The sequence below is a fragment of the Halorubrum halodurans genome, assembly GCF_002252985.1.
Taxonomy (GTDB): Archaea; Halobacteriota; Halobacteria; order Halobacteriales; family Haloferacaceae; genus Halorubrum; species Halorubrum halodurans.
This window is the reverse complement of sequence record NZ_NHPJ01000015.1, coordinates 32,019-45,801: the sequence shown is the minus strand read 5'-3', so window position 1 is coordinate 45,801 and position 13,783 is coordinate 32,019. Positions and strand designations below refer to the sequence as shown.

3 protein-coding genes and 1 pseudogene are annotated in these 13,783 nt (G+C 62.6%); 2 read left to right on the top strand and 2 right to left on the bottom strand.

Annotation, left to right across the window (positions count from 1 at the left end):
• Positions 1–1,039 precede the first annotated feature (1,039 nt).
• The gene (locus DJ70_RS17130) at positions 1,040–1,588 is read right to left on the bottom strand and encodes a hypothetical protein (protein ID WP_179233921.1); all 549 of its coding nucleotides are present in this window, start codon (positions 1,586–1,588) and stop codon (positions 1,040–1,042) included.
• Between DJ70_RS17130 and DJ70_RS18000 the strand changes: the two are divergent.
• Positions 1,499–1,903: pseudogene (locus DJ70_RS18000) on the top strand (CARDB domain-containing protein); the annotation flags it as partial. The gene DJ70_RS17130 and the pseudogene DJ70_RS18000 sit on opposite strands and share 90 nt — an antisense overlap.
• Before the next feature lie 39 nt (positions 1,904–1,942).
• Here DJ70_RS18000 and DJ70_RS17680 read toward each other — a convergent pair.
• On the bottom strand, positions 1,943–2,260 hold the full coding sequence (locus DJ70_RS17680; RefSeq protein ID WP_245810636.1) for a hypothetical protein: 318 nt from the start codon (positions 2,258–2,260) through the stop codon (positions 1,943–1,945).
• Positions 2,261–2,278: 18 nt separating this feature from the next.
• On the opposite strand from DJ70_RS17680, the gene DJ70_RS01675 reads away from it, so the two are divergent.
• Positions 2,279–13,534: a choice-of-anchor D domain-containing protein gene (locus DJ70_RS01675; RefSeq protein WP_245810635.1), complete on the top strand. Its 11,256-nt coding sequence runs from the start codon at positions 2,279–2,281 to the stop codon at positions 13,532–13,534.
• The last annotated feature ends 249 nt before the right edge of the window (positions 13,535–13,783 follow it).

The following is a 13,783-nucleotide window of genomic DNA, read 5'->3' as shown; positions in this document are numbered from 1 at the left end:
GTATTTATGTCCGTGAGTATTAATTGGTTCCATCTCGATTCCGGCTATTTGTCGATAGCGACATTTCGGATGACGAAAACAATTATGTCACTCCAATATCTCATTGTTCCGTATGACATCCGAGACTCGCGAAAAATTCTTCGCAGTCGTGTTCGCCTTCCTCATGGTTTCGTCCATGGCGTCTTCGGGCGTTGCTGCGTCCGCTGGAGGGTTCGGCGTCGGTGAGAACGTAGAGGGGGCAAACACAGGGGGAAACACTGGTGCCGGGATACAGTTCAACGCAACTACGGACTCGGCAAATGATATCGGAATCTATAACGCGACACTAAGCGGTGAAGTCGCTGACCTCAGCAATGAACCAGTTGAGGTGTACTTCAGATACCGTCCTGAATCTGACACGAAGTTCCAAAAAACCACGAAGCAGACTGTCAGTGACAATACAACGTTTAATCAGACGCTAACGTTCCTCGATCCGGCAACTACGTACGAGTTCCAGGCAGTTGCCGAATTTGAAGACGGCCGTGATATGGGTAGTAATAGAACGTTCACGACCGATGAACCCGGATTGACTGACGGGTTCATCGAAAGAAGTGAGAATGTGAGTTTCTTTAATCTGTTCTTCCAGGGACTACAGGTCGAAGTGAACGACAGCGCAGTGGGAATGCAGACTGATGTCCCGGAGGTGGCTCTGAATGCCGATGGTGTTAACACCAACATATATCCAAATGAAAAGGGAAGCGTTCCCGTACACAACGATGATGAAACCCTCACTTTCGATTTTGAAGGGGAGAGCGGCACTCTTAGCAGATTCAGTGGATCGGACGTCGACATCGTCGCGGTTAAGACGGATACGTCAGAGGGACTCGATACGTTCTCCCAAATTTCACAGATAGAAGATCTACTTAACAATGAAGACTCGACGGTCGAGATATTCGAGACGACGACTGTCGGTGATGGTGATGAAATAACGTATGATCTAACTGCTGAGGGTCGTGGTAGCGGCAATTACATCTTCATGGCGGTGAATGAGGGGAGCATCTCAGTTGACGGCTCTACCAACGTTACGCTGGACGACATGCGCGTCGTCGGACTTGATTTCGCCGTCGTTCAAGACGGAAGTTCGTTTGTGAATACGGCGCGCCCGCAGTTCCGTCCCGGTGAGAACGTGACCGTTGAAGCGGAAGCTGATCTGCCCGAGGATGGTGAGATCACGCAAGCGGTGATACTCTACAACGAAAACGACTTTTCTAGCAGAAGTATAACTGTCAATGTCGATGAACTTCGCGGGCTCGATCCAAACAATCTCGATATCACGACTGGTATCGCCGGCTTCGATGGTACTCGCAGGGTCGAAGACGGTGCCACCCTCATGGGTCAGGATCTCGGCGAACGTGATGAGGTCGGAATATTCACCGTCGACGACGTGTTCGGCTTTATCGGGAGCGGAATCGGTGATCAGATCAGTAACAAGAGCGACGCAGATACGCTCAACGCGTCGTTGGTCGCGAAGGCCGACACGGGTACTGAGACGACCTTCGAGGTCGAGACGTCCGAGAACTTCACCGAGGGTGACTACTCGATAATTCATGTCGCGGAAAATAATAAGACGGGAGAAACTTATACGAATAAGGAATCCGTCGGAATCCGTGAAAGTCAGAATCTTGATCCGTACTTCACCGTTGACATTGATCAGCCGACGGATTCACAGGTAACAACAACTGACAGTATAACAGTTAACGCGACAGTTCGGAATATTGGAAATGAGGCGGAGTTTAGTGATATCGAGTTTAATGCTAACGGCGAAAGCGTACAAACAAAAGAAAATGTTATTATAAATGCTAATAGTGAACAAGATATTTCATTTACATACAATCCCACTCAAACCGGAGATCTTGAGCTTACTGTTAATGCTGTCAGTTTCGACGGAACTGATAACGAGGATTCAGTAACTGTTGAGGTCGTCGACAAGGAATTCTACGATATCGGTGTCAACGAAGCGGATTCCACACTTGACGTTACTGAAAACGACACTGTCGTCATCAACACGACCGTGGAGAACACCGTCGATATCGATGGCAGCCAACAACAGATCAACCTCACGATCGGCGACGAGGTCGTGGATAGCCAGGTCGTCCAGTTGAACGGTACGGAAGCGACCACGTTCGACCTCGAATGGGACACCACGCAGGGCGACGCCGGTGACTACGATGCGGTCGTGGCAAGCGACGATAGTGAGGACACGGTCGATGTCTCCGTCCAAGAGCCTATTCAGGGTTCAGTGACGATAGAGGACCAGCAGGCCGTCAACTCCGCATCTAGCGTTACGGTCGCGAGCGCGAGCGCGGACGTGGACTACGTAATCGCGATCCACGAGGAAGACGTGGAAGACGATGCTGATCTTTCCTTTGACATCCGGGGCGTAAGCGACACGTTCAACGCGTCTGAATCCGCCGACGCCGAGACGATCGAAGTGGACCCAGCATTCGAACAGACACAGAACGTCACGGCGATGCTCCACGCCGTGAACGAATCCGCCGAGAATAACCTGGGAGAGCCACTCGGTGTCCCCGGTTCGACCGACACGGCGACGTTGACCGTCCTCGAAACCGGTGCTCTCGAGGTGTCCGATCTCGAACCGCAGACCGCCGAGGTCAACGTAAGCGAGCAGTTCGACGTGTCGGCAAACGTGACGAACACGGGCGACACTTCCCTCGAACAGGAGATCGGGCTCAAGCTCGAACCGGACGCTCGTGATGTCGCTAATCAGACGGTAAGTGTGGACGGAGGTAATTCCACGACGGTAACCTTCGAAGACGTCTCAGTTGACGAGCCGGGTGTGTACAATCACACGATCGCGAGCGCGGACGATCAGGCGGTCGGTGACCTCACCGTCCTCGAAGGGGCTGATTTCAACGTCTCGATCGATCCGGAAGCCTCGGATACGGAGATCACTGAAGGAGAGAATCTAACTGCTGTCGTCGAGGTCGAGAACGTCGGAGACGTCCGGGGTTCGGATGAACTGATCTTTGTCAGCTTACAGCCTCGGTCTGAATTCGACGATCTCGTATTCACTAGTGAAAACGTCACGCTCGATCCCGAGAGCAGTACAACCGTAGAAACGACTCTTGGGACCGCTGATCTCGAAGCGGGGCAATATTCCCTGTTTGCTGAGTCCTCCGACGATGACGACGAGGAAAACGTTACTATCCTCGACGCAGCCGAGTTCAGCGTCACCGACCTCGATCCGGCGGACGCGACGGTCAACGAAACCGAGCCGTTCGACGTGTCGGCGAACGTGACGAACGACGGCGAGGCGAGTGCGACTCAACCCGTTGAACTCAGGCTCGAGCCCGACGGCGAGGCGGTCGAAAGTACGTCCATCGATCTGAACGGCAGCGAGACCGAGACGGTGACCTTCGAGGACGTCACCGTGGATGAGGCGGGAGAGTACAACCACACGATCGCGAGCGGGGATGACAGCGTGATCGGCGATCTGACCGTCCGCGCACCGGCAGACATCACCTACTCCGATCTGGAGGCTCCCTCGGCCGTCGAAGCGAACACGCCCGTCGAGATAACCGCGAACGTCTCGAACGAGGGGGATCTGGAGGGTGAATACAACGCCTCGCTGCTCGTCAACGGAGAGCCGGTCGGCGAGTCGGAAAGCGCGTTCCTCGGGCCGACCGAGGAGGCACAGGTCTCCTTCGAAACCTCGTTCGACGAACTCGGAACCCAGACCGTCGCCATCGACGACCGGTTCCTCGACGGTACACAGCTCGAGACCGACATCGAGGTCGAAGAGGAGGTCGTCGATCTCAACCTCACGGCGAACGAGTCGCAACCGTTCAACGGCAGCGACGTGCTGTTCACGGTGCGTAACGGGACCGCGGACGGTGATCCGATCGAGAACGCGACCGTCACCGTCGGCGACGCGACGGCTGAGACGAACGCCTCCGGCCAGGCGGTCCTCACCGTGACCGCCACGGGACCGGTCACCGCCACTGCGACGAAGGAGCAGGACGGCACCCAAGCCTACAACGAAGACACCGTGGACCTCGACGTGCGACTGGCATCGGACATCGTCTATGACGACCTCTCGGTCGAGCCGGACGAAGTGACCACGGGTGAGGAGGTCACGATCAACGCGACCGTCAGCAACAACGACAGCGTCAATAGGAACTTCAACGCCACGGTCTTCGTCGACGGCGAGCCGATCGACACGGAGACCGATCCAGTGGGTACGCTTGAACCCGGAGAGAACGAATCACTGGCGTTCACGACGTCGTTCGACACCCCGGGGATCCGAAACATCACCGTCGGCGACGCCGAACTCGACGGCGCAGTGTCGACGGAGCCTCAGTTCGTTGGCGTCGACCGGACGGCACGGCAGCTGAACGTCACGGCAAACGAGACGACGATCGTGGAGGGCGAGACGGTCCAGTTCAACGTCACCGCTGACGGCGACTCGATCAACGCGTCGCTCGCCGTGAACGGAGAAGAGCGGTCGACTGGGGACGAGGGAACCGCGACGGTTACCTTCGACGAGGCTGGCGACTACGAGGCGACGGTGACGAAGGCGGAGAACGAGAGCGTGACCTACCTCGAGGACTCGGTTGGGATCACGGTCAACGCGCCAACGAACATCGACGTGATCGACGTCTCGCCGCTTCAGACCCAACTCTACACCGGCGACACCCTGACCGTCGAGGCGACGGTCGAGAACGTCGGCGACCTGCGCGGCTCCGAGCAGGTGAACTTCAGCTTCAACGAGACGGAACTCGAACTCAGCGAGAACGTCACGCTGAACGGGAGTGAACGCCGGACGCTCGTCTTCGAGCCTATCGTATCGAACGTCGGCGAGTACACGATCACGGTCGAAGGCGAGGAGTATCAGACGATCACGGTCGACCCCGCGCTCGACACGACCGACTTCTCGACGCCGTCGAGCGTGACGGTCAATGAGGACCTCGTCGTGACCGCAACGGTCGAGAACCGGGGAACGACGGAGGCCGAGAAGACCGTTAACCTGACCGTCGAAGGTGCTGTCGTCGACACCCGGAACGTCACCGTCGACGGCAGTAGCTCCACCACGACGGAGCTGACGTCGGACACGACCGGTCCGGCGTTCGAATCCAGAAACGTCTCGGTCGACGATCTCGATCCCGTGGCGGTGCGCGTCGAACCGCGGGGCGTCGGGTTGGAGATCGCCTCGAACGTCACCCCGCAGACGGTCGTCGGCGACACGGTGGAGTTCTCCGTCCTCGCTGACGGTGAGCCGGCGGCGAACGCGACGGTTCGCGTCGACGACGAGACGCTCACGACCGATCCCGAAGGCACGGTCACCACCACGTTCGACGAGTCCGATCGGTACACCGCACGCGCGTCCGCGGAGGACACCGACACCGAGACATTCGAGCCTGCCTCGACGAGCGTTCGGATCCGCCAGCCGGCGAACGTCGAGGTCACGGAGGCGTTCCTTCCGACCGACGAGACCGTCGTCGGCGACGAGGTCGATGTCTTCGCGGTCGTCGAGAACGACGGTGGCGTCGAAGGCGGGATCGAACTGACGGTCACGAACGGGACGGACGACACGCTGGAAACGCGGAACGTGACGCTCGGTGCCGGCGAGTCGAGAACGGTAGTCGTGGAGACGCAGTTCGACGCGACGGCCGACGAGGAGACGATCAGCGTCAACGGCAACGAAGCCGGAACCGTCAGCGTCGGACCCCAGTCGGTGGTGACCGACGCCTCCGTGAGCGCCACGGCGATAACGCCGGGTGAAACGGTGACGGTCGAGGCTACCGTCGAGAACCGCGGCGAAACCGATGACGGCGACGGCGTTACGGTCACGTTCTCCGCGGGCGATCAGGAACAAAACCCATCGACGGGGGCGATCGGTCCCGGCGAGAGCGTCACCGTCGAGGAGAGCTTCACCTTCGGTGAGGGCCTGGCGGGCGACACGTACGACGTGACCGCGAGCGGGCCGACCGGAGAGGTCGACGCGGGAACGGTCACCGTCGCTCAACAGGTCGAGGATCTCGAACTGAGCGTGAACGGGGAGACAGAGACGGAGACGGTGACGGCCGGTACGCCACTGGAGTTCAGCGTCACCGCCGACGGAGAGGACATCGACACGGCCACGATAACGGTCGCCGGCAACGAGACCGATGTCGAGGCTGGAACGGCGAGTATCACCCTCGAGGAGGGCGGTGAGTACACCGCCGAGGTCACGAAGGACGACCAGGACGGGACGACGTTCAACAGCGACTCCGTGGAGGTGACGGTCGAGGAACTGGCCGCCATCGAAGTCACGGACGCCTACCGGCTGACGACGCAGGCGTTCACCGGTGACGACGTCACGATCGAGGCTGACGTCGAGAACGACGGTGACCTGAGCGGCACCGAGAACGTCACCCTCACCGACGACGACGGCACCGTCCTCGACAGTCGGAACGTCACGCTGGAGGGCGGAAACGACACCACGATTCAACTGACCACCACGTTCGACTCGGCCGGCACGCGGACGCTCTCCGTGGGAGACGAGGCGGCCGGCGAGGTCGAGATCGACGAACAGACCGCGGTGACCGACTTCACAGTCAGCGACACGTCGGTGACGGTCGACGACGAGATCACGGTCAACGCGACCGTCGAGAACCGCGGGTCGACGACGGACGACGAGTTCGAGGTGACGCTCAACCAGGACGGCGATGCGGTCGACAGCACGACCGTTTCGAACCTCGACGCGGGCGACGTGACGTACGTCGACGATTTCACGCTGACGCTCGAGGAGGTCGGACGGACTGACATCGCGGTCAACGACGAACCGCCGGCGAGCGTGCTCGCCACCGAGGAGATCGTCGATCTGTCGGTCGATGTCGAGCCGGCGAACCCGACGACCGCGGACGAGGTCGTCTTCAACGTCACCGACAGCGACGACGCGCCGGTCGAGGGGGCGACGATCGTCGCGGCCGGCCGGGTTCTGACGACGAACTCGAGCGGTCTGGCGAACAGGTCCTTCACCTCCGGCACGGTCTCCGCGTCGGTGACGGCCGACGGGGAGAAGACCACGTACAACCCCGCGAGCACGACGTTCACGGTCAGCCGTCCGGCGAGCGTGCGCCTGCTCGGGGCCGACGTGACCACCGACGAGCCCGTGTACGCGGGCGAGACGGTGGACGTCGAGGTCGACCTGTTGAACACCGGCGGCGTCGCAGGCGACCGGAACGTCACGCTGGCGACCGCCGACGGCACGGTCGACTCCACGGTCCGGTCGGTCAATCCGGGGAGTTCATCGACGGTGACGCTCTCGGCACAGCTCAACGAAACCGGCGAACGGACACTCACCGTCACGCATAACGGGACCGAAGCCGACGAGGAATCGACGGTCAGCGTCGATCCTGCGGCGACGGTCGCCAACTACACGGTGAACGAGACTGCGATCTCGTCGGGTGAGCCGATCCGCGTCCAGGCGAACGTGGAGAATCGCGGCGGGATCGACGACTCAGTCGATGTCGATCTACAAGTCGACGACGAGCAGAATGACACCCGCACAGTCGACGTCGCGGCCGACGAGACGAACTCGACGAACTTCACCGTCACCTTCACCGGGAGCGAAACGCGTACCGTCGCGATCAACAACCGTGAACCGACCGAAATCTCGGTCGCACCCAAGCAAGTCTCTCTCGATCTGGCGGCGTCGTCAACGACGGTCACGTCTGGCGAGACTATCAGCTTCACCGTAACCGATGGAGAAGATCGCGTCGAGGACGCGACGGTCGCCATCGGAAATCGGCGGGTCTCCACCGGTCCCGTTGGAACGGCCGAGACGACGGTTCGCGAGAGCGGCACGTACACGGCTGTCGTGACGAAGAGCGGAGACGACGGGGTGGCATACGAGCGCGACACCGTCGAGATCACGGTCACCGACCCGCTCACCGTACCGGAGTCGTCCGACTTCGGTGAGGTCGGTGCCACGCCCGCCGGCGAAACCACCGGAACGGTCGAGGTGACCGTCGACAACGACGGCGAACGACCGATCTCGCTGGGGCGGGCGAGCGTCACCGGCACCGACGCGAGCCAGTTCGAGGTCAGGCAGGCTCCGAGTTCGATCGCAGCCGGCGACTCCGGGACGATAACCGTCGCGTACGCTCCCACGGAGCGGGGTGACGCGTCGGCGACGCTACGGTTCCGCGCCGACACGCCAAGCGACCCGGTCCGCGAGGTAAGCCTCTCCGGCACCGGCGTCGCGCCGGGAATCAGCGTCAACCGGAGCAGCATCGAGTTCGGTGACACCGACCTCGGAGACGACCCAACGGAGCCCGTCGAGATAGAGAACACCGGAAACCGCGACCTCCGGATTCCGACCGAATCGATGGGTGACGGGTTCAGTCGGAACGAGACCGGCACGATCACGATCGCGCCCGGCCAAAACGACACGATCGGCGTGACGTTCGAGCCCGACGAAGCCGGGACATACGGCAGCCAACTGCGGCTGTTCCCGAACGATCCGTTCAACGAGACGGTGACCGTGGGGGCGGGCGGAACCGGGTCCGGCGGCGAACTGCTGCTCTCGCCGAGCGGCGAGTACTCGTTCGGCGAGATCACGCAGGGATCGACTGAGAGCGCGAGCGTTCTCGTGGAGAACACCGGGACTGACACCCTCGCGGTGACGCCGACGGTGGACGACGAAACGAGCGGTACCTTCGCCGTCGAAGACGAGGGTGAGAGTATCGACCTTGACCCCGGCGAGTCCGAGTTCGTCACGGTCGACGTGACGTCGACGGGAACCTCGCCCAACGCAGATCTCACGTTCACCACGGACGACGACGCGGTCGATAACGGAACGATCGCTCTCTCTGCGACGACTCTCACGCCGACCGTCGAGGTCAGGCCCGAGCCGACGGAAGCCAACCTCACCTTCGGGAGCGTCGCGGTGGGCGGTTCGGCGACCAACGCGACCGTCATCGAGAACACGGGCAACGCGACGCTCGAGATCGACACGACAGGCGCGATTCCGTCCGCCGCACCCTTCGAGCTCGTCGGCTCGCCCGGCACAGTCACGATCCAGCCCGGCGAGACGCGCGATCTCCCGGTCAGGTTCACGCCATCGAGCCCGGGCGAGCAGAGCACCGACCTCACGCTCGATACGAACGATCCGAACAACGAGACGATCAGCCTCGGAGTCCGGGGAGACGCCGAACGTACGAGTCTCGTCGGCAATTCGAGCACCATCGACTACGGAACGATCGGCGAGGAGGACTCGAAGACTCGGACCGTTACGCTCAGTAACGACGGTACGGAGGAACTCACCGCCTTCCGGAGCTCGACGACCGGTAGTGGATCCGGACAGTTCGATGTCGGATCGATCCCCGGCTCGCTCGGGGCGGGTGAGTCGACGAACGTCACGATCACGTTCGACCCGGACGGCAACGACGGGAGCCACTCGGCGACCGTGACGTTCGCGGCGAGCGGTGCCGTCGCCGGGAGCAGCCAGTTCGCTGTCTCCCTGTCCGGCGACGCCACGCCGCCGAACGTCGCCGTCAACGAGAGCAGCGTCGGCTTCGGCTACGTGAACACCGTCTCCGACGAGGACGCGACCGGAGTCCTCGAGATCACCAACGACCAGGACGGCACGAACCTCACCGTCGAGGACGTCTCGATCACCGACAACGAGACGGCCGCCTTCAGCGTCACGGACGAGCCGACGGACGACATCTCCGGCGGCGACTCGTCGACCGTGGCCGTCGACTTCGACCCCGACACGCTCGGCGAGCGGACCGCGACGCTCGCGATCGAAACCAACGATCCGGACGAGGACACCGTTGAGATATCGCTCGTCGGTGTCGGATCCGCACCGGACGCGTCGGTCGATCGCAGCGCGATCGAGTTCGGTCAGGTCCCGGTCAACGAGAGCAGTGACCCGGCGACGATCGAGATCACGAATGACGGCGGTGAGACGCTGGAGATAAACGATGTCACGATCGATGGAGCCGACGAGGACGGGTTCGACGTCACCAGCGGAATCGCCGATGACGAATCCAGCGTCGTCCCCGGCGCGAGTCGGACCGTCTCGGTCGCCGCCGTGCCGACCGAATCGGGCGAACGGACGGCGAACCTCACGCTCGACACGAACGACCCAGCCGGCGACACGACGGTGGAACTCACCGCAGACGGCATCGCGCCCGACCTGTCCGTTACCGACGATCTGAACGGAACGTTCGGGGACGTTCGGAACGGTAGCTCGGAACAGCGCTCGTTCACCGTCAGCAACGACGGCAACGCGACACTGGAACTCGACGCTCCAACCACCGGATCCGACGTCTTCTCCGTGGTCAGTGGGGGAGCGACCTCACTCGACCCCGGCGAGAGCACGACGTACGACGTCGCTTTCGGACCGGACGACACTACCGACTTCGAGAGTACGCTCGAGCTGACATCGAACGACGAAGACCGCTCGTTCGATCTCAACGGCACCGGTGTCGAAGCCAACGCGTCGCTCTCGCCGTCCGCGTACGACTTCGGTGAGGTCCAGATCGAAAGCACCGAAGACGCCGACTTCACCTTCACCAACAGCGGAGACGCCCCACTCGAGATCGAGAGCGTCTCGATAACGGGTGACGACGCATCCGCCTTCTCGGTGAACGGTCTTCCGACCGGGACGGTTGCCGCCGGCGACTCGGAGCAGTTCGCCGTCGAGGTCGCTCCGACGGTGACGGGGGCCGCCTCCGCACAGCTCGAGATCGAAACGGCGGAGGGTGACACGACGACCGCCAGCCTCGGCGTGACCGGGGTCGAACAGGACATCGAACTGGACACGAGCAGTCTCACCTTCGAGCGGACGCGGCTCGGAACGACGACGACCGAGACGGTCACGGTCTCGAACGACGGCAACGCGCCACTGAACGTCACCGACCTGGCGCTCGCCGGGGTCGACTCAGACCAGTTCGAGGTGACTGACCCGGCCGTTTCGGATGACTCGCCGCTGACGATCGCGCCCGGAACCAGCAGCGAGGTGACCGTCGAGCTCGCGCCGCCGACGGACGACGTCGCCGAGGCGAAGGACGGCACCGCACAGACAGCAACCGTACTCGTCCGGAGCGACGACCCCGACGAGGGAACGCTCGAGGTCGATCTCTCCGGGACGGGCAAGACGCCCGAACTCAGAGTGAGCAGTGGCGCGCTCCAGTTCGGTTCGACGTCGCTCGGCGACACGTCCACGCGTGAGCTCACGGTCACGAACGACGTCAGCGCGACCGCGAACGTGACCCTTCGGGCCGTCGCCGCGTCCGGTGGTTTCGGCAACGAGTTCACCGTGACTGATACGGGTGCCGACGTCCTCGAACCGGGCGAATCGACGACCGTCACGGTCGAGTTGACTCCGCAGATTCCCGGGCCGAAGTACGGTTCGCTGAACGTCATCACGACCGATCCACGCCAGCCTGGTGCCTCGGTGTTCCTCTCGAACTCCGAGACGATCATCACCGTCGAGTACGGCAGCGTCGATCTCTCGTACGATAACGTCAACCCCGGACTTCAGCCGGACCGGTCCTTTAGTCCGTACCCGGACGCCGACGCGGAAGTGACCGGCACGCAGCCGTACGTCGAGACGAGCAATGATTTCAACCTCAGCATCGACGGGTCATCCGACGCCTTCGGCCCGGAAATCGACTCGGAGGAGTACGGAGCGATCCGCTACGTCTCCGCGACGAAGTCGAACCTCTCGGCGAGCTCGCTTGCGAACAACACCTTCACGTTCCGTGTGAGTAAGGCCGCGCTCGCGGATGCGGATGCTAGCGAGGAGGAGGTCCAGCTGCTCCGGTACGACGGAACCAGCTACGAACCGGTCAGCGGCGGAACCGAGCTCGTGAGCGAGGAACAGACCGACTACATCTACGAGGCGACGACCGATAGCCTCTCACAGTTCGCAATCGCCGTCGAGAATCCACAGCCGAAACTCAACGTGGTGAGCGGGAGTCTGAGTTCGACTTCCGTTACGGAGGGGACCGAAGTGAGTGCGACCGTGGATGTCGAAAACACTGGTGGCGCGGACGGCGAACGTGACTTCGATCTCACCCTCGACGGAGAGACGATCACCACCCAAACTGTCTCGGTCGATGCGAACGGCGAAACCGAGGTCGAGTTCACGTTCACACCGACCGAGACCGGTGACTTCGACGTCGAGGTCGACGGGACCTCGGTCGGCACGCTGGCGGTGACCGAGCGGCAGTCGAACCTCGGCGTGGTGAGCGGGAGCGGGGACCTTCCCTCCTCAGTCACGGAGGGGACCGAAGTGACGGCGACCGTGGATATCGAAAACACTGGCGAAGCGGACGGCGGACGTGACTTCGAGCTCACCCTCAACGGAACGGCGGTAGACACTCAACCCGTCTCGGTCAATGCGAACGGCGAAACCGAGGTCGAGTTCACGTTCACGCCGACCGAGACCGGCGACTTCGACGTCGAGGTCGACGGAACGCCCATCGGAACGCTGGAAGTCACTGCCGCCGACGATGACGACGATGACGATGCCGACGACGATGACGACGCGCCGACCGGCGGCGGTGGCGGTGGCGGCGGTGCCGATGACGCCGAACCGCCGGCACCCCCCGAATCGCTCGAGGGAGTCGACGTGACCGCGACGGAAGTCGCGACCCCGCTGAGCGGTCCGGGAAGCACGCAGCCCGTCGCCGAGTTCGAGACGGTCTCCACCGTCGATACGATCACGTTCCAGACGGACGAGTCGGTCGGCGACGTCCAGGTGTCGGACATCGATCCGGACACGGACGCCGTCCCGACGCCCGGATCCGCCCTGGCGGTACAGGACATCAGCGTGTCCGGCGAGTCGGCCGACACGGCCGCGACGATCGAGTTCACGGTCTCACGGAGTCGGCTCGACGAGGTCGGGGCGACTCCCGACGAGCTTCGCGCGTTCCGCAACGTCGACGGCGAGTCCGAACCGCTCGAGACGAGCGTCGACGCGAGCGGTGAGACGATCGTCGTCACGGCGGAGACGCCCGGCTTCTCCGTGTTCACGGTGAGTGCCGTGAGCGAGCCGGAGGCCGCCATCGACGTGGCTCCGGACACGATCCAGCCCGGAGACACCGTCGAACTCTCGGGAAGCGACTCCGAGAACGAGCACGGCGAGATCGTCTCCTACGAGTGGTCCGCCGCCGGCGACACGCTCACCGGCGAGACGGCACAGACCACGTTCGAGGAGACGGGCGAGTACACGGTCGAGTTGACGGTCACCAACGACGCCGGCGAGTCGGACACGACGACCGCCGACCTCGTGGTGGAGACGGTCGATGACGGAGCCGCGGACGACGGTACGGCAGACGATGGAGCCGCGGACGACGGCACGGCCGATGACGGAGCCGCGGACGACGGTACGGCAGACGACGAAGCCACGGACGACGGCACGACGGACGATCCTGACGAGGAGCCGGCAGGTCTCGACACGACGGTGATCGTCGTGATCCTGATCCTGGCCCTCATCGCCGTGGCCGGCGCCGCGGTGGCCCGCCGTCAGTCGTAGCGGCCTCGTCCCGATCCGTCCCGAAACGCGGTCGGTCCGGTCCGCGTCGGGACGACCCCGCGCCGTGACCGCCGCACTCCGCTCCGGCGGCAGCGTCCGCGGGGGGCAGCTCCGGTCGATAGACGTTCTCGCGACGTCTCGAGTCGGCGTGTCGTGTTCGATTCGCCGGCGTACGTTGACGTCCTCCGTGAATATCACTCCTGATAACGAACGCTCAACGGTTATAGCGTCACGGCGGCTCCGGCGTGT